This window comes from Nonomuraea sp. SYSU D8015, assembly GCF_008065375.1.
GTDB lineage: Bacteria > Actinomycetota > Actinomycetes > Streptosporangiales > Streptosporangiaceae > Nonomuraea.
Window position 1 is genome coordinate 79,599 of record NZ_VJYI01000007.1, and the last position, 21,377, is coordinate 100,975.

The following is a 21,377-nucleotide window of genomic DNA, read 5'->3' on the forward strand; positions in this document are numbered from 1 at the left end:
GGGGGTGCAGCAGGACGTGTCGGTCTCGATTTCGAGGCTCCTTCCACGCAGCCTCCGGAGACGCTGCCGACCGCTGTGCCGTCGGTGTTGATGGCGAGTGCGGTGCCGGGCGGCAGGGATGCGCTGCGCTGATGTGGACGACGGTGGCGAGGGCGAAGGGGCGGCCCTGGCGGCACCAGGTGTGCAGCGTGTCTGCGATGTTCAGCATGGCCGGCTCTCCCCGTGAGACGGCGTGGGACGACGGGGTGGGATGAGGGTGTGAGCGGGTGCTCAGAGCAGGGCCTCGGCGGTGATGGGCAGTTCGCGGACGCGGCGGCCGGTGGCGTGGAAGACGGCGTTGGCGATGGCGGGCGCCACGCCGATCTGCACGAGCTCTCCCAGGCCCTTGACGCCGATGGGGTCGGCCTCGCGGTCGTCGCCGTCGAGGTAGATCGCGCGCAGGTCGGGGACGTCGGCGTTGACGGGGACGAGGTAGTCGGCGAGGTTGGCGTTGACGATGCGGCCGTCGCGGTGGTCAGTGACCGTGTGCTCCAGCAGGGCCTGGCTGATACCGCCGACCATGCCGCCCAGGGCTTGGCTGTCGGCGAGTTTGGGGCTGATGATGCGGCCCGCGTCGTAGACGCCGAGCATCCGCCGCACTCGGACGAGCCCGAGGCGGGCGTCGACGGCGACCTCGGCGAACGTCGCGCCGTAGGCGTACAGGGAGAACCGTTCCGGCCCTGTGGGCCGGGTGAAGGATCCGAGTGCGCGGCCGGTACATCGCCGGCGGCACCACCCTGGTCGACCTGATGCGCGAGACCGTCGAACGCCCTGAGACGCTGGTCGACATCAGCGCGCTGCCGCTGCGCGAGGTCACCGTCACCGAGCGCGGGGGCCTGCGCATCGGTGCGCTGGTGCGGATGGCCGAGGCCGCCGCCCACCCCAAGGTGCGCACCCTCTACCCGGTCGTCTCCCAGGCGCTGGAACTGAGCGCGTCGGCCCAGTTGCGCAACATGGCCACCATCGGCGGCAACATCATGCAGCGCACCCGGTGCGCGTACTTCCGCGACGTGACGGCCGCCTGCAACAAGCGAGAGCCTGGCTCCGGGTGCGCCGCGTTGGAGGGCTTCAACCGCACCCACGCGATCGTGGGCACCTCCCGCCAGTGCGTGGCCACGCACCCCTCCGACGTCGCCGTGGCCTTCGCGGCGCTGGAGGCGAGGGTGCACCTGCTGGGCCCGGACGGGGAGCGCGGCGTCGCCTTCGCGGACTTCCTCCTCAAGCCGGGCAGCACCCCGAACCGTGACCAGTCCCTGCGGCAGGGCGAGTTGATCACGTCGGTGGAGATCCCCGCCCATCCGCGTCCGCTGAAGTCGGGCTACCTCAAGGTACGCGACCGGCAGTCGTATGAGTTCCCTCTCACCTCCGCAGCCGTCGCCCTGCATGTTCGCGGCGGTGTGATCCACGAGGCGAAGGTCGCCGCCGGAGGGGTCGGCACGGTGCCGTGGAAGCTGCCCGCGGTAGAGCGGCACCTCATCGGCGAACGCTCCTCTCAAGCGCTGTGGACACAGGCCGCGGAACGAGCGGCGCACGGAGCCCGCCCCCTGGCGCACAACCGCTTCAAGATCGAGCTCCTCAAACGCACCGTCGAACGCCAGCTGCGCATCGTAGGAGGTACCCCGTGAGTCCGCAGCCGCAGGCAGCCGTCGGGGCGCCGCTCTCCCGGGTGGACGGCCGTCTGAAGGTCACCGGCAAGGCGCTGTACGCCCTCGACCACACCGTCGACCACGACATCGAGGGAACCGTGCACGCCGTCGTCGTCGACAGCAGCATCGGCCGAGGCCGCATCACCGGCATCGACAGCCGCGCCGCCCTCGCCCAGCCCGGCGTCCTGAAGGTGATCAGCCACCTCAACGCTCCCACGCTGCCCTACCAGCGCAACCCACTGCCACTCAACCGCCGGGCGAGCGACTACACGTCTTCCAGGACGACAAGGTGCGCTTCCACGGGCAGCCGGTCGCCGTCGTGGTCGCCACCACGCTGGAGGCCGCCCAGCACGCCGCCAGTCTGGTGACGGCGGCCTACGACGCCGAGCAGCCGACGACCGACATGGCCGACATGGCCGACGCGCCGGCCGGCGAGCCCCAGACCTACGCACGGGGCGACGCGGACCAGGCGCTGGACTCGGCCGCCGTACGCATGGAGATGACCTACCGGCTCGCCCGCAACCAGCACAACGCGCTGGAGCCGCACGCCACCATCGCCCGCTGGGACGGCGACAAGCTCACCGTCTGGGACAAGACCCAGTGGGTGTTCGGCACGCAGATGGAACTCGCCACGGTGTTCGGTATGGCACCGGAGTCGGTGCGCGTCATCTCGCCGTTCGTCGGCGGCGGCTTCGGCAGCGCCCTGCGGACCTGGCCGCACGTCGTCATCGCGGCGCTCGCCGCCCGCGAGACGAAGCGCCCGGTCAAACTCGCCCTGACCCGCAGGCAGCTGTACTTCGGGACGGGCTTTCGGCCCGCCTACCAGTACGCGGTACGCCTGGGCAGCGACCGGCGCGGGCGGCTGACCGCGATGGTTCACGACGTGCGCGCCGAGACGTCGCGCTACGAGACGTTCATGGAGTCCGTCCTCGTCCCGGGGCAGATGCTGTACAGCATGCCCAACGTCCGCCAGGCATACCGGACGGTGCCACTGGACGTGAACACCCCGCTGTACATGCGCGGCCCCGGATACACCACCGCCTCCTACGTCATCGAGTCGGCGATGGACGAGCTCGCCCACCACCTGGGCATCGACCCCATCGAGCTGCGGCTGCGCAACGAGCCCGACGCCGACGAGTCCAGCGGGCTGCCGTTCTCCACCCGCAAGCTGCGCGAATGCTACGCCGTCGGCGCCCGGGAGTTCGGCTGGCACCGGCGCAACCCCCAACCGCGCTCCACCCGAGACGGCGACTGGCTGATCGGCACCGGCATGGCCGCCGGCGTCTACGACACCGCCCGCAACGACGCCCAGGCGTCGGTCAGGCTCGACGCCGACGGCACCGCGCTGGTCCAGTCCGCGGCCGGCGACATGGGCCCGGGCACCTACACCTCCCAGACCCAGCTCGCCGCCGACGCCCTCGGCCTGACGATGCGCAACGTGACGTTCCGCCTCGGCGACTCCCTCATGCCACCTGCCCCGCCGCACGGCGGCTCCTGGACCATGGCCAGCGTCGGATCGGCCGTCCGGGACGGCTGCGACAAGCTGCGGCAGCAAGCCATCGAACTCGCCGTCGCCGACGAGAAATCACCGCTGCACGGCGCCGACCCGGCCGACGTCGTCGTCAGCGCCGGCCGACTGCACGTCAACGGCGACCCGGCACGCGGCGAGACCTGCCAGCAACTCCTGACCCGCAACGAACGCCCCACCTCCAACGCCCCGGCCGGCCGCGAGTGCACCTTGGGTGTCGGAGACTTTGACGAAGTCGAAGGGATACATGGGGGCCCGGCCTCATTTCCCGTGGACGGTCTGCTCGACCGCGCGCACGATCTTCACGTAGCAGCCGCAGCGGCAGATGTTGCCGCTCATCCACTCGCGGATCTCCTCGGCGGAGCCGGTGTGCCCTTCCTCGATGCAGCCGATGCCGGACATGATCTGCCCAGGCGTGCAGAACCCGCACTGGAAGGCGTCCTGCTCGACGAACGCCCGCTGCAGCGGATGCAGTTCACCGTCCTCGCCACCTGGGGCGAGCCCCTCGATGGTGGTGACCTCGGCGCCCTCCAGGCGCCCTGCCAGCGTCAGGCAGGAGTTGACCCGCCGCCCGTCGACCAGGACGGTGCAGGCCCCGCAGGCACCGGCGTTGCAGCCCTTCTTGGTGCCGGTCAGGCCGAACTGTTCGCGCAGCAGGTCCAGCAGCGAGGTCCGGTTGTCGATCGAGGCGGTGCACCGCTCGCCGTTCACGGTCAGCGAGACGCGACCGCTGGCGGCGCTACGGCGGTGCCCCCGACGTCGATCGTCGTGGCGATGAACGTGTGGCGCGTTGGCGCCGGCGCGGGCCCTTCAGGGGGAGGGTCGTATGACTCGGGAAGTTCGGTGGACATGCCCACTCTCTTCGTTCGGTTTGGCGGAAGGTCGGTGGACTGACTCGTCGGCGTGCTCGCAGCGCCACCGGTTTGGAGATGGGGTCAGAGTGCGGCGGAGCGAAAACGTACGCTGAGCCCGTTCCTCAGGGTCTGAGCCGTGTGCGTGCCGGCACGGCCGTCGCGTTGTCGAGGTTGGCAGGCAGGTCCTCGTATCCGAGGAGGTGGAGCACGTTGTCGAAGGCGCCCGCGGTGTCCGGGTCGCATCTGGACCAGCGACGCTGTTTCCGGCGGGAGGTCCGCCGGTCACCAGATGGCGCCCGCCTTGGCGTAGGGCGTCGGATCGGCGCTGGGCGAGAGGGCGACGGCGATGTCATACAAGCCCGTCTTTTGCCTGCCCGATCCCCGTGGCGAACGCGGTAGCCGCGTAGCCCGCCAACAGGTCCGCCACCTCTTTGGGGCGGCTGAGCGCGACGCAGTGGCCGCCCGCGATCTCGTCGGGGACGATACCCAGGCGGTCGAGCACCAGCCGGCGAAAGAAGTCGGGTGGGAAGAAGCGGTCCTCGCTGCAGAGCACGAACCTCGTCGGCACATTCGGCCACGCATCCAACGGCCACGGAGCGGCCGATGCGGCCGTGGACGGATGGTCACGCTCCTTGCTCAGCGCCTCCTCGGCCAGCTCCCGGGGTACATCGTGGTAGAAGCTCACGAATGGATCCGCGCTGCCGGTCAAACCGCCATCCCGCTTGGCCTGCTCCTCCACCGCGCTCTGGTAGCCGGTGTTGGCCCACCACTCATCCGGCGACTCACCCGGCAGCGGGATCATGCCGGCCACCAGGACCAGCACATCGACGGGCAGCCGATCGGCGACCAACGGGGCGGTGAACGCACCGAACGAGTGACCCACGACGACCAGGTCCTGCTTGTCACCGACGGCCTCGACCACGGCGTCGGCGTAGTCCGCCAGGGTCTTCGACTCGTCATCACCCGGAAGGTCGGGAGCCACCACGTCGTGCCCACGCGCTCGTAGCTCGGCCTCCACCAGGTGCCAGGACCAGCCGACGTCTCCCCCGCCGTGGATCAACACGAAGGTGCTCATGTCGCACTGCTCGACGTACTGGCCGGCTCTTGTCCGTACTCGTCGTGCCGTCGCCACCACCATCCGCTGGCCGGCAGCCAACTGCGTCCGGGCGGCTCCTCCCAGGGCTCTTGGCGGCCTAGCGGCGTCAGGTCGAGGTAGTTGAACGTGCCGTTGAGCAGGTCGGTACCCCGGGCGTAGGTGGAATAGGTGTGGAAGACGTCTGTGCCGTCGCGGAGGAAGACACTGACGCCGGGGCCTTCGCCGGTGGCGTCGTCGCCCGTGGCCGACAGCTCGGCCTTGTCGCGGTAGTTGTACTCGACCGGGGCCACCGACTCGTCGAGCGTGACGTGGAAGTCGTCGACGGCAACCTCGTCACCAGTCAGGGCGTCTCCGCCGGAATCGACGTAGCGGGCGGCACACCGAGTTCAGCGGTGAACCGCCGCTGCAGGTGACGCGGGCTCAACCCGGCACGCTCCGCCAGCTCCAGCAGGCCGTGCCGAGCGCCCGGATCCGCATGGATCGCCTCCACCACCACACGCATCCGGTCGCTGGACGGCTGCGTGGACCACAACGGCACGCTGAACTGCGACTGGCTGCCCGGGCGGCGCAGGAACAGCACCATCTCGCGGGCCACGTCATGTGCGATGTGCCGCCCGAGATCGTCCTCGACCAGCGCGAGCGCGAGATCCATCCCCGCGGTTACCCCCGCTGAGGTCCACACGTGACCGTCCCGGATGAAGATCGGATCGCAGTCCACGGTCACCTCGGGATGCTCCCGGACGAGCTGATCTTCCCTGCGCCAGTGCGTGGTGACCCGGCGGCCGTCCAGCAGGCCGGCCGCGGCGAGCAGGAACACGCCACTGCAGACAGAGGCCACGCGCCGCGCGGATGCCCCGGCGGCGGCGATCCACCGGATCAGAGCGCTGTCCTGCCGGGCCCTGTTCACACCGTTGCCACCCACAACGATCAGCGTGTCGATGCCGCGCGGATCAAGGTCGTCGACATCGTGCCCAGCGTGGACGCACAGGCCACTCTCAGACCGCACCGGCCCGGCTCCGGACGCCACGATCTGGCACAGGTATTCACCCGGATGGCTGAACACCTCGTACGGGCCGACGAGGTCCAGCGACTGGAAGCCCTCGAAGATGACGAAGGCGACACGTGGTCTGGGGGTCTTCACTTCTTGAGCGTCGTTGACGCCCGGCGATGGCGTCAACGCCACATACCCCACATATCGCGCCATGCCGCGCGGCGGCGGGCCACGAGGCCCGCCAAAGGCGGGCACACCGATCCAGCCACCTGGCGTGACCTGATCTGGCTCGCCGTCCCGAGCACGCCGGGGCCTCCGCGTCCAGGTCCGCGACCTGGTCATCCGGCTGATCGAGGCCCGTCAACGGCAACCGGGTGATCCGGACATCCTGCTCGCTCGTCTTCGACGCCGCCCGCTGTCCGCCGCAGCGTCCTGGGGCACGGGGTTGACCAGCGGGCCCTCACCGCGTTCGATCCCGGAGTCGTAAGCTGCGGAGGACGGCGTTGCTGTGCCGGATGGTCCCGGCAACGCGAGGTCATGGTGATGTCATCCGGTGCCGGCTCCCCCAGCCTGCACGACCATGTCACATCTGGTCGGCCAGCTCGTTGGCGGCTTCGACGGCGATGTCGATGGCTCGGGTCGCGAGTGGCGATTGGGTGCGTCCGGCCGGCCAGTACAGGTACCACGTGGAGGCGGGCGATGGCCGCAGGCGGTGGATGCTGAGCCGGTCGTCGGACCAGGCATCGGATCCGTGGAGGGTGAGCCATGGCAGCACCGCCGAGCCTATGCCCGCCCGCACCATCGACACGATGGTTTCGTGGCCGGTGGTTCGAAACACGATCCGTGGCCGCGCGCCGGCGTGGGCGAGCGCCCGCTCCAGCCATTTCTGGTGATAGGTCGGAGGCCAGGCGACCATGGGAACATCGTCGAGCAGCTTCACCTGCACTGGGCCATCGGGGAATGCTCCGGCGCCGGCCACCAGGAGGTATGGCTCGTCGAGCAGTTCGACGTGTTCGACGTCGCCTTCGATCCGGCCGTAGTGGAACAACAGGTCAAGCTCTCCGATCTGCGGATCCTCCGGTTCCACCTCGGACAGCCTGATGTCGCAGCCGGGATGCTCATCCAGCAGCCGGTGCACGACGGCCGGCAGGATCAGCCTGGTCGCGCCCTGGAAGGTGCCGATGTCGATCCGGCCGTTACCCGCCCTGAAGCGATCGACGGCGTCGGCCAGCGCCTCCGCCTTGGTGAGCAGATCGCGCCCGTGGGCCAAGACCACCTCGCCGAGGGGAGTGATCCGTACCGGCCTAGGACCTCCGGGCCGGTCGAAGACGGCGCCACCGACGGCCTTCTCCAGCGCGGCGATCTGCTGGCTCACCGACGACTGGGTGTAGCCGAGCCGGCCCGCCGCTCGCCCGAACGTTCCTTCCTCGGCGATCGCGGCCATGGTCCTCAGGTGGCGCAGCTCAACGTCAGCCATAACGCCATATCATAGCCAATAGCGATCGACTCGATCGGATGTAATCGCTTTTCTTGATGTACACGGCGATTCTAGGGTCGTTGACATGACGACCTCCAGCACATCCCTTCCGGACACGGCAGCGCTCGGCAACCGACCATCCCGCCTGCGACTCGACCTGCCCAACCTCGTCTGGGCCCTGGCGGCGACTCATTTCGTGAGTCGAGCCGGCGGAGTCGCGCAGTCGTTCCTCGTCCTCTATCTGACCCAGGAGCAGCAACTGGCACCGACGACCGCGGGTGCGGTGGTAGCGGCGGTTGGAGCCGGAGGCATCGGATCCCAGATGCTCGGCGGCTGGCTGGGCGACCGGATCGGCCGACGCCACACCATGCTCCTGGGGTTCTTGGGAACCGCTGTGACGCTTGTCGCGCTCGGCTCGGCCGATACGCTCCCCGCGATCTGGGCGGCGGCACTCGGTGTCGGGCTGATGGCGGACCTGTTCCGTCCGGTCGGGTCGGCTGTGGTGGCCGACCTCCATCCGAGTCAGCGGGTCCGGGCCTTCGGGTTGCTGTTCTGGGCGGCCAACTTCGGCTTCTCCGTCGCCACGGTCACCGCTGGGGTCCTGGCCCAGCATGGGTATGGACTCTTGTTCTGGATCAATGCCACGGCCTCGATCATCGCGGCGCTGATCGTCTGGCGCCGGGTTCCGGAGACCCGGCCGCCGACGCCGATACAGCCCCGCCGAGCGCTGTTGCCGGTGCTCCTGCGCGACCGACCGATGATCGCCATGGTGTTGCTCTACGTCGCCTACTTCACCATGTTCCTGCAGACGTTCGCGACGCTACCGCTGGTCATGGCGGCAGATGGTCACGGCCCTGCAACGTACGGCGCGGTGCTGGCCCTGAACGGGATCCTCATCGTGGTAGGCCAACCACTGGCGGTACGGCTGCTCGCTGGTCGCGATCCCAGTACTGTGCTGGCTGTATCCATGCTCATGGTCGGCGCCGGCGTCAGTTTGACCGCCCTCGTAGAGAGTAGTGCCGGCTATGCGGGATCGGTCCTGGTCTGGACCCTTGGCCAGATCGGCATCGCCGTCATGTTCGGCGCCACCTTCGCCGACCTCGCACCGGCAGACCTGCGCGGCAGGTACATGGGCGTCGCCTCCGCCACCTGGAGTGTCGGTGCCGTGTTCGGTCCGCTGGTCGGCACCGTACTGCTCGACCATGCCGGACGAGCCGCCCTGGCAGCGGCGTGTGCGATCACCGGGATCGCACTCTTCGTCGGCCAGCAAGCGCTCGGTCCGGCGCTCCGCTACCGAACAGCAGCGCAAGCGGACGGTCAGCCATGACAACTGCCCGTCTCGCTCGCACCAACGCGACGCACCCACTGAGCGGCCCATCAGCAAGACGCCGAAGTCACACCGACCGGTGCCGCCGGGAGACCTGCGGAATCGCCGGAGCAGCGATGCCCGCAACGACCTCTACACCCCGGTCAGCGGGCCACGGCCAGACGATAGTCCCCGTCGGCGGTGAGGAGGTTCCGGTGCGTGTCCTCCGCGGTGATGACGCCGTCGTCCAGGACGAGGACGCGGTCGGCGGCGTCCAGGAGGGCCGGGCTGCTGGTGATCACGATGGTGGTGCGGCCCCGGCGCAGCTCGGCGACGTTGCGTGCGATGAGCTGTTCGGTGACCGCGTCCACGGCCGTCGTCGGGTCGTGCAGGACGAGGATGTCGCTGTCGGCGGCGAGGGCGCGGGCCAGGGACAGCCGCTGGCGCTGCCCGCCGGAAAGGTTCGCGCCGCGGTCGCGGACGCCGTAGTCGAGCCCTTCGCGGTGGAGGGCGACGACGTCGGTCAGCATGGACGCCGCGACGGCCTCGGGGACCATCCGGCTGGTGCCGGACGGGTCGATGTTCGTGCGGAGGGTGCCCGCGAAGATCTCCCCGTCGTACGGGTTCACCAGCATGTGCTCGCGGACCGCCTCGATCGACAGGTCCGCGATCTCCTGCCCGCCGACCCGCACCACACCCTCATACGCGCCGGGCGGGACGTTCACGGCCAGGACCGCCGCCAGGTCGGCCGCCGCGCGCGGCTGGTAGGCGGCGATCGCCACGAACTCGCCGGCGGTCACCTGGAACGTCAGCTTGCGCAGGGACCCGTACCTGACGCGGTCGACCTCGAGGTCTCCGCACGCGGACGGGCGCTTCCGCCCCGGGGTCATCACCGGCGGCGCGGCCAGCACCAGGGCCATCCGCTCGGCCGACGCGCGCGCCATCATCACGTACTTCGGCATCTCTGAGAACAGCTTGAGCGGTTCGATGATGAACTGCGCCAGCCCCACGGCCATGACGAGCTGCCCGATGGTGATCTGGCCCTGGAACGCGAGCCAGCCCGCCGCCAGGGTCACGGCGGCGGCGAGGATCGCGTTGAGGGCCAGCGCGGCGCCCGCGTACGCACCGTTCACCCTGGCGACGGTGATCGCCTGGCTCTTCGCCTCCGTGCTGACCTTCCGGTAGGACAGGAACGCCGCGTGGTTGCCGCCGAAGCCGTGCAGCGGGCGCAGGCCCGTGATCAGGTCGGCGACCTTCGCGCCCGCCCGCGCCACCCGCGCCTGCTGTTCGCGGGTGCTGACGCCGATCCGCTTGGACATCACGCTCAGGATCGACAGGATCGCGACGGTTCCCACGATCACCAGCAGGCCGAGCCAGATGCTGGCCATGCCCAGCGTCACCGCCGTGATCAGCACCGCGACCAGCGAACTGATCAGCAGCGGCACCACCTCGATGATGTCGGCGGTCTGATCGGCGTCCTCGGTGGCGATGGTCAGCACCTCGCCTGATTTGAGGTCGACGTCCCTGGCCACCGGCTGGAGGCCGCAGGCCGCGACCCGCACCCGCCAGCGGTGCGCCTCGGTCGTGTTGGCCTTCTGCAGGATGCGCATCCCGAACCGCCACGACAGCGACACGGTCGTGATGATCACGGCCAGAGCGGCGATCGACAGGGCGAGCGAGCCGAGGCTCCGGTCCTGCATGGTGTGCTCGACGATCAGGCCGAGCGCGATGGGGAAGGCGGTCTCACCCGCCTGGTACATGCCCATGAGGACGGTGCCCCAGGTCATGGCGCCGATGTTGCGGCGCAGCGCGGTCCGCAGGATGCCGGACCCCGGACGGGGTCGCCGCGGGTCAGGTTTCGTCATCGAGGACTGCCTTGCCGCCAGGCCTGCCACAGCCGCGCATACCGGCCGCCCAGAGCCACCAACTCCTCGTGGGTTCCCTGCTCCACCACGCGTCCCGCCTCCAGCACGGCGATCCGGTCCGCCGCCATCGCCTGGGTCAGCCGGTGCGCCACGAACAACGTGGTCCGGCCCGAGCACGCGGCCAGCACGGCCCGCTCCAGCTCGGCGGCGCCCTCGCTGCCCGCCTCCGCGGTCGACTCGTCGAGCACCACCACCGGCGACCGGCTCAGCACCAGCCGGGCCAAGGCGATCTGGGCGTCCTTGGTGACGTCCAGGCGCTCGCCGCCCTCGCCGACCATGGTGTTCAGCCCGTCGGGCAGGGCGTCGACCCACCGGTCGGCGCCGACCGTGCGCAACGCGTCCATCAGCTCGGCGTCGGTCGCCTCCGGCGCGGCCAGCCGCAGGTCGTCGGCGAGCGAGCCGGAGAACACGTGCGTCTCCTGCGTCAGGATGCTCACCAAGGTCCGCGCCCCGGCCTCGTCCACGTCCGCGAGGTCGGCCGGTCCGATGCGCACCGATCCGGCCTGCGGGGTGCCGATGCCCGCGATGAGCGCGGCCAGGGTGGTCTTGCCCGCGCCCGTCGCGCCCACCAGCGCGAGCGAACCGCCGGCCGGGATCGTCAGGTCGACGTCCCGGAGGACCGGCTCCTCGGAGTCGGGGTAGCTGAACGTGAGTCCCTCCACCGTCACCGGGTACGGCGTGACGTCCGCGGACACGGCGGCGGCACTGCCCACCAGCCGGTCCTCCGCGGCCTCGCCCATCACCCCGACCAGCCGGGTCAGGCTCGCGCCCGACTTCTGCGCCTCGTCGAAGGTGAACATGATCATGCCCAGTGGGTTGAACAGCCGGTGGAACAGCAGCGGGGCCGCCGACACCTCGCCCAGGGTGGCGGCATCGGCCTCCAGCAGGACGTACCCCACCACGATGATCAGGACCAGCCCGATGAACTCGGCGCGGTTCTCTCTGCCGACGAACCGGCCGAAGAGCCGGAACACCTCGATGCCGAGATCGCGCACCCGCCACGACTCACTGGTGACCTTCTCGCGGAAGGCGTCCTCGAGGCGGTACGCCCGGACCGTGTCGATCCCGTTCAGACCACTGATCAACGCCTGCGCACGGTCGGCCTGGGCCGCCCGCTGCTTCCGGTAGAGCGGAGCGGACCGGGGGAGATACCAGCGCAGGGCCAGCGCGTACGCGGGCAGCGCGCCGGCACCGGCCAGGCCGAGCCGCCAGTCCAGCCCGAACATGCCGACCACGGCGATGACGACAAGCACTCCCGCCGAGAACACCGTGGGGACCGCCATGCGGATGCCCTTGGACAGCACGGCGACATCGTCGCCGACCCTCGACAGCACGTCTCCCCGGCCGACCTGCTCGATCCGCGCGCTCGGCATTCCCAGCACCGCCCGGACGGCGCCCTCCCGCAGCCGCGCCAGCATGTTCGCGCCCAGCCGTCCGATCAGGTACGTCGACGCCGCGGTGGCGGCCGCGCCGAGAACCGCGGCGGCGACCATCAGCGCGCCGACCGTGACCAGGATCGATCGCGGTTCGCCCTCGATCACCCCGTCGACCACCCGGCCGAGCAGGAGCACCGGCAGCACCTGGAGGGCCGCCCCGGCCACCGTGGTGAGGACGGTGGCGATCGTCAGCCATGGCATTTCGCGGCAGTGCGCCGCGACCCAACGGGTGGCCTCGCGTCCGGTCGCTGTGCGCAGGGTGGCCGGGGCGACGCGGGTGTCGGAGATGCTCATGCCCGTGCCGACACCGAGCGGTTCGGTGGACCCATGAACATCTAAGAGAGCGCCATCAGGTAGGCACCACCATGGGTGTGCCGGCGACCGGGTCGGGCACCACCACGCAGGCCAGGCCGAAGACCTTCTCGACCAGCTCGGCGGTGATCACGTCGGTGGGGGCGCCCTCGGCGACGATGGCGCCTTCGGCCATCGCGATGACGTGGTCGCTGAAGCGGCAGGCGAGGTTGAGGTCGTGCAGCACGGCCACGATGGTCTTGCCGGACTCCGTGTTCAGCTTCCGCAGCAGCCGCAGCAGTTCCACCTGGTGGTTGATGTCCAGGTAGGTCGTGGGCTCGTCGAGGAGCAGCAGGTCGGTGTCCTGGGCGATCGCCATCGCCACCCAGACGCGTTGCCGCTGGCCGCCGGACAGCTGCCGCAGCGGGCGGTTGACCAGGTCGGCGGTGCCGGTGGCGTCGAGGGCCCGGGCGACGGCGTCGTCGTCGCGTTCGGTCCACCGGCGGAACCATCCCTGATGCGGATACCGGCCGCGGGCGACCAGGTCGGCGACGGTGATGCCGTCGGGTGCGAGCGGGGTCTGCGGGAGCAGGCCGAGTGTCTTGGCCACTTCGTGGGTGCTCATCTCGGTCAGTGCCTTGCCGTCGAGGGAGACGACGCCGTGGCGGGGCTTGAGCAGCCGGGCCAGGCCGCGCAGCAGTGTGGACTTGCCGCAGGCGTTGGCGCCCACGATCGCGGTGATCTTGCCGTCGAGGACGTCGACGTCGAGGTTGGTCACGATCGCCTCGTCGTCGTATCCGAGGGTCAGGCCCTCGGCGCGTAGCCGGGTCATCCGCCCGCTCCTTGCCGGTTGGTGGTGGCCAGCAGCCACAGTAGGTAGGGCGCGCCGACCGCGCCGGTGACCACGCCGGTGGGCAGCGGCGTCGGCAGCAGGTGGACGGCGACGAGGTCGGCGGTGAGCAGCAGTGTCGCGCCGACCAGCGCGGCCGGGATGATCCCACCTGTGGCGGGGCCGAGCAGCCGGTTGGCGATCGGTCCGGCGATGAGCGCGACGAAGATGATGGGGCCGGCCACGGCGACGGCCAGTGCCGTCAGCACCACTGCCGTGGCCAGGAGGCCGCCGCGGCTGAGCTCGGTACGGGTGCCCAGCGCCCGAGCGGTGTCGTCGCCGAGCTCGAGTGCCCGCAGCTGCCGCTGTAGGAGGACCGCGGTGGGCAGGAGGAGTATCAGGGCTCCGAGGAGGAGCCGTAGCTCGCCGGCTTCGGCCTGCCCGACGGAGCCGGTCAGCCAGTGCATCGCCTGCCGGGCGTCGGACAGCTGGGCTTTGGTCAGCATGTAGCCGATGAGGCCGTCGAAGAAAAGCGCGACGCCGATGCCGATGAGGATGAACCGGTAGCCGGCGACGCCGTCGCGCCAGGCGAGCACGTACATCAGCAGGGCGGCGACGACCGCCCCGCCGAGGGCGAGCGCACTCACGGCCAGCCCGCCGGCCTGCAGCAGCACGATCCCGGTGACGGCGGCGAGCCCGGCGCCGGTGTTGATGCCGACGAAATCGGGGGACGCGAGGGGGTTGCGCAGCAGCTGCTGGAAGATTGTCCCGGCCGCGCCGAGGGCGAGACCGACGGCCAGCGCGGAGGCCGCGGTGGGCAGCCGCAACCCCCGGACGACGAAGTCGACGCTGGGGTCGTCGCGCAGGTACAGCACAGAGGCGATGACCTCCTCCGCGCTGAGCTGAAAACTGCCCACCATCATGGTGAGCACGAACAGCGCGCTGACGGCCACAGCCAGCGAGCACGTCACCGCGAGCAGACGGGCTGCCCGGCGACGCCGGGTGGTGCGGAACGCTCCGGCTGTCGCGGCCTGCGGCGCGGTGGATGCGGTCGCTGCCACGGTCACACCTCCGACAGCCGGCCGTAGCGGACGATTCCGACGAATGCCGGTGCCCCGAGCACCCCGAGGACCACACCCACCTGCAGCTCGTCGGGGGCGGCCACCACCCGGCCGAGCACGTCGGCGAGCAGCAGCACGATGGGAGCCAGCAGCATGGAGTACGGCAGGATCCACCGGTAGTCCGGGCCGCAGATGATCCGCGCGAGGTGTGGCACGACCAGGCCGACGAAGACGATCGGTCCGCAGGCGGCCGTGGCGGCGCCCGCCAGCACCGCGACCACGGCGAACGCCGCCGCTCGGGTACGGGTGACCTGCTGGCCGAGACCGCGGGCCACGTCCTCGCCGAGTGCGAGCCCGTTGAGCGCACGCCCGAACCCCAGCGAGGCGATCAGCCCGAGGATGAGGAACGGCGCGACTCCGGTCAGGATCGGGGCGTACCGCCCGGCCAGCGACCCCACCTGCCAGAACCGCAGCTCGTTGAGCGCGTCCACATTGGTCATCACGATCCCGGTGGTCACCGAGACCAAGCCTGCGGTGACGGCCGCGCCGGCCAAGGCCAGCTTGATCGGGGTGGCGCCCTCCCGGCCGAGTGAGGCGATCGCGTACACCAGCACCAGCGCCGCGATCGCCCCGGCGAAGGCGAACCAGACGTAGACAGCCGCGCCGCGCACGCCGAGCACCGTGATGGCGAAGACGACGAAGACGGCCGCGCCGGAGTTGATGCCCATGATCCCCGCGTCGGCCAGTGGGTTGCGGGTGACGCCCTGCAGGATGGCGCCGGCGACGCCGAGGGCGGCGCCCACCAGGATGCCGAGCAGCGTGCGGGGCACGCGCAGCTCCAGTGTCACCGTGCTGTTGATCGACCCGTCGGTGTCCATGCTGCCTAAGGCGCGCAGCACCTCCGGCAGGCCGATCGAGCGCGAGCCCAGCGTGACGCTGAGAAAGGCGATCAGGGCCAGTAACACGCACAGCACGGCGAGCCCCGGCCCGAGGACCGAGACTCTGCGTGCGACGTGTGTCGAGTTGCTCATTGGCCGGGGTCAGTCGCCGATGTTCGGGTCCGCGGACTTCACCGCCGCCGTCAGCTTCTCCAGCTCGGTGGCGAAGTCTCCGTACGTGTGCAGCCAGTACGCCGGCCACGCCACGACCGCCCCCGCCTTGGCCGCTTTGATCTTGAACCACGTCGGCTGCTTCTTGCCCCACTCTTCATTGGAGGTGGGCTTGTAGCTGCGGCCGTCAAAGAGGATCAGGTCGGGCTGGTACTTGTCGGCGTTCTCCCAGCTCAGGTTCTCCCAGTACGGGAAGCCGGGGTCCGGCTTCTCCGGATTGATCACCTTCATGCCCCAGCGCTGGAAGTCGAGCAGTTCGGGCGCGTACTCGGGGTTGGCGAAGTAGAGCTTGTCGTCCGCGGGGGACATTGCGCCCACTGTGAGGCCCGGCTTGCCCGCGACCGCCTCCTTGAACGTGGCGACCGCCGCCTCGAAGCGCTTCTTGTTCGCTGCGATCTCCGGGGCGTCGACGTCGGCGCCCAGGCTCTTGGCGAGGTCCTCGTACCCCTTGGCCAGGTCGACGATCGACTTGCCCTGGGAGACGCCCACCACCGGGGCCAGCTCGGCGAGTTTCTTGCTCTTTTCGTCGACGCCTTCTTCGAAGCCGCTGTGGGCCTTTTCGGCCGGCCACCAGTCGCCGACGATGAGGTCGGGGCGCAGTGCCGCGGCCTTCTCCACGTCGATCTTGCCCCATTCCTGGCCGAGGATCTCGATGCCGGTCAGGTCGAGGTCTTTGAGATTGGCGTCGGTTTTGACCGACTCGTCGGCGTAGATGCCGACCGGTTTGATGCCGAAGGACATCAGCGCGGCGGCCTCGCCGGCGTGTGCGATGATCCGCGTCGGGGTTTTGTCCGCTTTGACGACCTTGCCTGAGCCGTCGGTGAACGACCACGGGCCGGACGGCGCGGCGGAGGCGGCGGCGGTGGTGGTGCCGGGGGTGCCGGTGGTGGTGGAGCCGCAGCCGGCGAGCACAACGCTCAGGGTGGCGAGTGCCAGGACCGGACGCCATGCGCGCATGGTGGAGCTTCCGTTCTCTTTTGGGGGTGAAGCCTCGCAGGTCAACAGTTAGGAAAGGCTAACCATAGTTTGGGTAATTTGGCTAGAAGAGTGTGATCGGGTTCACGGGCCCGTGAGGGTCGTGCGCGGGCGGCGCGTCAGGCGTCGGCGGCGGGGGCTTCCGTGCGGACGCCCGCGGCGCGCAGCTCCTGCTGGGCCTCGGCGAGGTCTTTGTCCTCGAGGTGGAAGGCGTTGAAGTGCGACTTCCGGAACGCGAGCCAGCCGACGAGGAGGCCGATCGCGACCAGGACGGTGAGGACGCCGTACATGAGTTGAGGCGTGTTGAGCAGTGCGGGCGTGACGAGGGCCACGCTGGCGGCGACGACGCGCGCAAAGGCGATGACGGCACCCTGTGCGGACGAGCGGAGCAGGGTCGGGAACGACTCCTGGGCCCAGATCTTCATGATCGCTTCGAACGCCCACGCTCCTCCGATCGCGCCGCAGACCATCCCGATGATGATCGTGGTCAGCGAGAAGCCGAGGATCGCGGGGACGGCGTAGGACGCCACCAGGAAGAAGGCGCCGACGGCGTAGTAGGTCATGCGGCGGCGTCCGTCCGAGATGCGCATGAACCAGAAGGCGAAGAGCATGCCGAGGGGGACGCCGACGAGGCCGATGAGCGACGCGGTCTGAACCGTCAGCCCGACCACGTTGACGGCCACGTAGGCGCTGAACTGGCCTACCGTGTTCGCGCCGAGATTGGTCAAGGAGTAGAAGCCGAGCAGGGCGAGGAACGGTACGAGATAGAGCTTCTCGGTCAGCACGTCCCTGATGCCGTGACGCTCGGCGCGCACCGTGTGCGTTCCGGACTCGCGTTCCCGATGGGCGGCGGTCCACGAGCTCGACTCGGGAATCGTGAACCTCAGGAGCAGCACGATGAGCGCCACGGCGCCGACGTGCCCGAACAGGATCTGACCGCCGAGGTGCCCCATGCTTCCCGTGAACGTCGCGAGCACGACCGTCGCGAGGATGCCGACGAACCAGAGGATCTGCGAGAAGCTGATGAGCTTGCCCCGGTTCTCGTCCGTCGCGGCCTCGGAGATCGTCGCCAGGGACACGGGCAGATCCGCTCCACTGCCGAGCCCGACGAGCATCGTTCCGGCGAGGAGCCCGATGAGGCCGCTGGAGAAGACGAGCAGGCCGGCGCCCGCAACGATCATCGCCATGGTGACGATGAACACCGCGCGCCGTCCGAACGTGTCACCGAGCCGCCCGCCGGCCAGAGCGCCGATCGCGATGCAGAAGGTCAGAGCCGCCGACAGGATGCCGATCTCGGTCGGCGTGATCCCGATCGTCTGCTGGTACAGAACGAGGGCCGTTCCCGAGCTGACGATCGCGGCGGCGTCGATGTAGGACGCCATTCCTGAGACGACGCCCACCCACCATGGGTTCGGCGCTTTGACCGCGGACGGTACACGAGGCATCGATGTTCTCCTTCGGAAGAGGGCAGGGGAACCGGCAGCAAGATAAATCGTTTTAATCGAGAAGCCGACGTCGGCTGGTCTTCGTGCGTGGGGGATGGGCTGTGGCGACGCGCTCGCCCAGGAATTCGCGTACGTTGCGCGGTCGATCGGCGGATGGTGTACGGCTGCGACCTGGGAAGTTGCGCACACCGTACTGGGCGGTGTGGTCGCAAACAAGTGTCCTGCAGAAAATTTTTAGTTTCCTCAGGACATTGCCTTGGCCTCCCGGCGCGGCCTAGTGTCGGTCCATCTCGCACCGTTCAAGGAGGACGCGTGTCACTCGACGACCTCGCCCGTTTGATCGCCGACCCGTCAATCGAGTTCCGGCCCGAGCTCCGGTGGTGGTTGGCGGAAGGTCTCCACACCGACGAGACGCTGATCCGCGAGATCCACGCCGCGCACCGGCTGGGCTTCGGCGGGATGGAGTTCCTCGCGATGGACGAGGACGGCATCGACCACTCCCGCTACGGCTGGGGGGCGGAGGAGTGGGTGCACGACTCCCAGGTGGTCGTCGAGGAGACGACCAAGCGGAACATGTCGGTGAGCTTCACCTCCGGCACGAACTGGTCGAACGCGAACCTCCCGACGATCACCCCCGATCACCCGGCCGCGTCTCAGGAGCTCGACGTGGTGTTCGAGGACCTCGCCCCGTCGGGCTCCCGCAGCGGGGCGCTGCCACGCGTCGACCTCGACGCAGAGCCGCAGTCGACCATGCTTCCCGGCCACCGCGGCAAGGTCGCCGAGCAGCACCTGGTGGCCGTCGTGGCCGCTCGCGTGCTCGAGACCACCGCGACGGGCACGATCCTCGACGTCGACTCCGTCGTCGACCTCTCCGATCGGGTGCGCGGCGAGACTCTTGAGTGGACCGCGCCCGCCGAGGGCGAGTGGCGGCTGTTCGTCTTCTGGACGCACGGCACCGGACAGACCGCCTCGCCGTCGGCCTCGGTCAACTACACCGTCAACTACCTGGACCGGGACGGAGTCGACGCGGTCATCGACTACTGGGACTCCGTCGTGCTCACGCCGGAGCTGCGCAAGCAGATCGCGCGCAACCCGCGGGTGCAGATGTACATGGACTCCCTTGAGCTGTCGACCTACGGCGCAGGCGGCATGTTCTGGGGACGCACCCTCGCCCAGGAGTTCCGCGCCCGCCGCGGCTACGACATCACCCGCTGGCTGCCCTTCCTGACCCGGTCCGCCCCCTTCATGGCGGTCAGTACGGCGTACCACAACGACGCGCGCGAGGAACACCGCGTCACCGTCGAGAAGGTGCGCTTCGACTACGTACGCACCCTCACCGACCTCTACATCGAGAACATGCTGCGCCCGTTCGCCGCGTTCCTGCACGACAACGGGATCACGCTCCGCGCCGAGATCAGCTACGGGCTGCCGTTCGAGCTCACGCGACCGGGGCCGGAGGTCGACGGCATCGAGACCGAGTCGCTGGAGTTCGGCGCGCAGATCGACGCCTACCGCCTGATGGCCGGACCGGCTCACCTGTTCGGCAAGCAGTACTCGTCCGAGACCGGCGCGACCACCCGCAACCACATCCTCGACCACCGCTTCTACGACCAGATCATCGCCACCCAGCTGGCGGCGGGGAGCACCAGGACCGTGCTGCACGGCTGGGCGAGCACCGCGGGCGCGGAGGGCGTCACCCGGTGGCCCGGGCACGAGGGCATGCGGCCGATGTTCTCCGAGCGGTTCGACACACGTCAGCCCGCGGCGGAGTTCTACCCGCTGTGGAACAGGGCGATCGGCCGTTATCAGTGCGTCCTGCGGCAGGGCAGGCCGCGGATCGACGTGGGGATCCTCCGTACCGACCACTTCACCGACAACACCTCGGGGCTGTTCTTCCTCGACCGGGACGGGCGGCGGGTTCGGGACGAGGACGCCTACGGGCGCATGTGGATGCGCGATCGTCAGAACCACTGGTGGCAGGACCTGGGCATGCAGGACACCGGCTGGACGTATGAGTTCTTCGACGGGTCACTGCTCCTGCGGGAGGAGGTGTCGTTCACGGACGGGCTCGTGCAGCCGCACGGCCCGGGCTACCAGGCGCTCATCGTCTACCAGGAGACGCTGGATCCGGACGTGGCGGCCAAGCTCCTGGAGTGGGCGCGGCAAGGACTGAAGCTGCTCATCGTCAACGGGGCCACCGAGCTCAAGTGGCTCATGACCGGGCAGTACACCATCCACTCCCATGCCGCCGCCCGCACCCCGGGACTCGACGGCCGCGACGAGGAACTCGCCCAGACGATGGCGCGGCTTCGCGCCCTGCCGACCGTCGCCGAGGTGGACGACCCGTCCGGCACCGTCGGGGCGCTGCGCACCCTCGGCGTCGCCGGACGCGCCGAGTTCACCACAGGCGACCCCAGCGTGCTCAGCCACCTGCGCGAGGATGGCGAGCTGTTCCACCTGTACCTCTACCACTTCCTCTACGAGACCGGCGAGCCGACCACGGTCGAGGTCGCCCTTCCCGGCAGCGGAACCGCGCACCGGATCGAGGCCTGGACCGGCGACATCCGCCCCCATCACGGCGTCCGGTACGACGCGGGGCGCACGATCGTGACCGTGACGCTGGCGCCGGGGGAGACCGCCCTGCTCACGATCGACCGTTCGGCACGGGAGCCGGCGGTCTCCGGTCCCGTCACGCCGGACGTTCTCCAGGAGATCTCGGAGTGGACGATCGCGGTCGAGAGCTGGGACGCCGGCGGATTCGAGGTGATCAGCGAGGATCGCGGGCTCGGCTACGAGACCCGGGAGGTGCGGCCCATCACCGCGATCGCCCGCCTCGACGCCGGCCGCGGTCCGCTCCGCCCGTGGAAGGACCTCCCCGAGGTCGGTCCCGAGGTCAGCGGCGTCGGCCAGTACGAGGCGACGTTCACCCTGGAGGAGACGCCCGCCGCCGGAGCGAGGTACGTGCTCGACCTCGGATCGACGGCGGGCGGTCTCGGCTCCGTCCGTCTCAACGAGGGCGCGGTCAAGGGCTTCGACACCTCCTGCCCGCGCGTGGACGTCACCTCCGACCTGCGGCGGGGGGAGAACACGGTGACGGTCCGGGTGTCGAGTTCCCTGAACAACCGGCTGCTCGCCCGCGGTTACTACGACTCGGTCCCTGACGTCGTCGCGCAGTTGGCCGGCGGCGCTCAGGCGCAGAAGACGGAGGTCCACGACCACGGGCTGCTGGGCCCGGTACGGCTGCTGCGCGAAGCGACAGGAGGATGACGCCGGCGGCACGGGAGACCGCAGGCGGGGGCGTGGTCCCGTCACCCGCGCCCCAGCGAGCGGGCAGTAGGGTTCGGGGAGACGGAGATCGCATTCAAGGGG

At 69.8% G+C, this 21,377-nt stretch carries 17 protein-coding genes and 2 pseudogenes; 5 read left to right on the top strand and 14 right to left on the bottom strand.

From position 1 onward, the window contains the following. Nucleotides 1-47 precede the first annotated feature (47 nt). Both ID574_RS62420 and ID574_RS28345 read right to left on the bottom strand, forming a co-directional pair. Nucleotides 48-176 (bottom strand): annotated as a pseudogene (locus tag ID574_RS62420) (XdhC family protein); the annotation flags it as partial. Nucleotides 177-270: 94 nt separating this feature from the next. After that, nucleotides 271-702 (bottom strand): molybdopterin cofactor-binding domain-containing protein, encoded by a 432-nt coding sequence (locus ID574_RS28345; RefSeq protein WP_223167208.1) that lies wholly within the window; start codon nucleotides 700-702, stop codon nucleotides 271-273. 41 nt (nucleotides 703-743) lie between these two features. Here ID574_RS28345 and ID574_RS28350 point away from each other — a divergent pair, with 41 nt between their 5' ends. The 3 genes and pseudogenes from ID574_RS28350 to ID574_RS28355 all read left to right on the top strand — a co-directional run. Continuing rightward, on the top strand, nucleotides 744-1,664 hold the full coding sequence (locus ID574_RS28350) for an FAD binding domain-containing protein (RefSeq protein WP_223167156.1): 921 nt from the start codon (nucleotides 744-746) through the stop codon (nucleotides 1,662-1,664). Beyond that, nucleotides 1,661-2,053, top strand: coding sequence for a hypothetical protein (locus ID574_RS61755; RefSeq protein WP_262496054.1), 393 nt, complete (start codon nucleotides 1,661-1,663; stop codon nucleotides 2,051-2,053). Before ID574_RS28350 ends, ID574_RS61755 begins: the two co-directional genes overlap by 4 nt. Then, nucleotides 1,975-3,363, top strand: a pseudogene (locus tag ID574_RS28355) (xanthine dehydrogenase family protein molybdopterin-binding subunit); the annotation flags it as partial. The gene ID574_RS61755 and the pseudogene ID574_RS28355, both read left to right, overlap by 79 nt. Nucleotides 3,364-3,474: 111 nt before the next feature. On the opposite strand, the gene ID574_RS28360 reads toward ID574_RS28355, so the two are convergent. The 5 genes from ID574_RS28360 to ID574_RS28380 all read right to left on the bottom strand — a co-directional run bounded on the left by ID574_RS28360 (nucleotide 3,475) and on the right by ID574_RS28380 (nucleotide 7,631). Beyond that, nucleotides 3,475-3,924, bottom strand: coding sequence for a (2Fe-2S)-binding protein (locus ID574_RS28360; RefSeq protein ID WP_442939334.1), 450 nt, complete (start codon nucleotides 3,922-3,924; stop codon nucleotides 3,475-3,477). A 492-nt stretch (nucleotides 3,925-4,416) separates the two neighbouring features. Next, nucleotides 4,417-5,142: an alpha/beta fold hydrolase gene (locus ID574_RS28365; RefSeq protein ID WP_188192031.1), complete on the bottom strand. Its 726-nt coding sequence runs from the start codon at nucleotides 5,140-5,142 to the stop codon at nucleotides 4,417-4,419. After that, nucleotides 5,139-5,453, bottom strand: coding sequence for a DUF899 family protein (locus tag ID574_RS28370; RefSeq protein WP_223167157.1), 315 nt, complete (start codon nucleotides 5,451-5,453; stop codon nucleotides 5,139-5,141). Before ID574_RS28370 ends, ID574_RS28365 begins: the two co-directional genes overlap by 4 nt. Before the next feature lie 50 nt (nucleotides 5,454-5,503). Beyond that, the gene (locus tag ID574_RS28375) at nucleotides 5,504-6,304 is read right to left on the bottom strand and encodes a GlxA family transcriptional regulator (RefSeq protein WP_223167158.1); all 801 of its coding nucleotides are present in this window, start codon (nucleotides 6,302-6,304) and stop codon (nucleotides 5,504-5,506) included. Between the two features lie 433 nt (nucleotides 6,305-6,737). Further along, nucleotides 6,738-7,631, bottom strand: coding sequence for a LysR family transcriptional regulator (locus ID574_RS28380; protein ID WP_188192033.1), 894 nt, complete (start codon nucleotides 7,629-7,631; stop codon nucleotides 6,738-6,740). Between the two features lie 85 nt (nucleotides 7,632-7,716). Here ID574_RS28380 and ID574_RS28385 point away from each other — a divergent pair, with 85 nt between their 5' ends. Then, nucleotides 7,717-8,958, top strand: a complete 1,242-nt coding sequence (locus ID574_RS28385) for an MFS transporter (RefSeq protein WP_188192034.1) — start codon at nucleotides 7,717-7,719, stop codon at nucleotides 8,956-8,958. 143 nt (nucleotides 8,959-9,101) lie between these two features. On the opposite strand, the gene ID574_RS28390 is transcribed toward ID574_RS28385, so the two are convergent. The 7 genes from ID574_RS28390 to ID574_RS28420 form a co-directional block, all read right to left on the bottom strand. Further along, nucleotides 9,102-10,802 (bottom strand): ABC transporter ATP-binding protein, encoded by a 1,701-nt coding sequence (locus ID574_RS28390; protein WP_188192035.1) that lies wholly within the window; start codon nucleotides 10,800-10,802, stop codon nucleotides 9,102-9,104. Then, a complete protein-coding gene (locus ID574_RS28395) occupies nucleotides 10,799-12,592 on the bottom strand; it encodes an ABC transporter ATP-binding protein (protein WP_188192036.1) in 1,794 nt (597 codons plus the stop codon). Before ID574_RS28395 ends, ID574_RS28390 begins: the two co-directional genes overlap by 4 nt. A gap of 55 nt (nucleotides 12,593-12,647) precedes the next feature. Beyond that, nucleotides 12,648-13,421 (bottom strand): ABC transporter ATP-binding protein, encoded by a 774-nt coding sequence (locus ID574_RS28400; RefSeq protein WP_188192037.1) that lies wholly within the window; start codon nucleotides 13,419-13,421, stop codon nucleotides 12,648-12,650. Next, nucleotides 13,418-14,479, bottom strand: a complete 1,062-nt coding sequence (locus tag ID574_RS28405) for a FecCD family ABC transporter permease (RefSeq protein ID WP_188192038.1) — start codon at nucleotides 14,477-14,479, stop codon at nucleotides 13,418-13,420. The genes ID574_RS28400 and ID574_RS28405 overlap by 4 nt, the downstream gene beginning before the upstream one ends. A 2-nt stretch (nucleotides 14,480-14,481) precedes the next feature. Beyond that, nucleotides 14,482-15,510 (bottom strand): FecCD family ABC transporter permease, encoded by a 1,029-nt coding sequence (locus ID574_RS28410; protein ID WP_188192039.1) that lies wholly within the window; start codon nucleotides 15,508-15,510, stop codon nucleotides 14,482-14,484. A gap of 9 nt (nucleotides 15,511-15,519) precedes the next feature. Further along, nucleotides 15,520-16,545: an ABC transporter substrate-binding protein gene (locus ID574_RS28415; protein WP_188192040.1), complete on the bottom strand. Its 1,026-nt coding sequence runs from the start codon at nucleotides 16,543-16,545 to the stop codon at nucleotides 15,520-15,522. A gap of 137 nt (nucleotides 16,546-16,682) precedes the next feature. After that, nucleotides 16,683-18,008: an MFS transporter gene (locus tag ID574_RS28420; RefSeq protein ID WP_188192041.1), complete on the bottom strand. Its 1,326-nt coding sequence runs from the start codon at nucleotides 18,006-18,008 to the stop codon at nucleotides 16,683-16,685. A gap of 312 nt (nucleotides 18,009-18,320) precedes the next feature. On the opposite strand from ID574_RS28420, the gene ID574_RS28425 reads away from it, so the two are divergent. After that, nucleotides 18,321-21,275 (top strand): glycosyl hydrolase, encoded by a 2,955-nt coding sequence (locus ID574_RS28425; RefSeq protein ID WP_188192042.1) that lies wholly within the window; start codon nucleotides 18,321-18,323, stop codon nucleotides 21,273-21,275. Nucleotides 21,276-21,377 lie beyond the last annotated feature (102 nt).

Coding starts and splice junctions, on each gene's coding strand:
- ID574_RS28365 (WP_188192031.1), bottom strand. CDS start 5,142: ATGAGCACCTTCGTGTTGATCCACGGCGGGGGAGACGTCGGCTGGTCC.
- ID574_RS28380 (WP_188192033.1), bottom strand. CDS start 7,631: ATGGCTGACGTTGAGCTGCGCCACCTGAGGACCATGGCCGCGATCGCC.
- ID574_RS28385 (WP_188192034.1), top strand. CDS start 7,717: ATGACGACCTCCAGCACATCCCTTCCGGACACGGCAGCGCTCGGCAAC.
- ID574_RS28390 (WP_188192035.1), bottom strand. CDS start 10,802: ATGACGAAACCTGACCCGCGGCGACCCCGTCCGGGGTCCGGCATCCTG.
- ID574_RS28395 (WP_188192036.1), bottom strand. CDS start 12,592: ATGAGCATCTCCGACACCCGCGTCGCCCCGGCCACCCTGCGCACAGCG.
- ID574_RS28400 (WP_188192037.1), bottom strand. CDS start 13,421: ATGACCCGGCTACGCGCCGAGGGCCTGACCCTCGGATACGACGACGAG.
- ID574_RS28410 (WP_188192039.1), bottom strand. CDS start 15,510: ATGAGCAACTCGACACACGTCGCACGCAGAGTCTCGGTCCTCGGGCCG.
- ID574_RS28415 (WP_188192040.1), bottom strand. CDS start 16,545: ATGCGCGCATGGCGTCCGGTCCTGGCACTCGCCACCCTGAGCGTTGTG.
- ID574_RS28420 (WP_188192041.1), bottom strand. CDS start 18,008: ATGCCTCGTGTACCGTCCGCGGTCAAAGCGCCGAACCCATGGTGGGTG.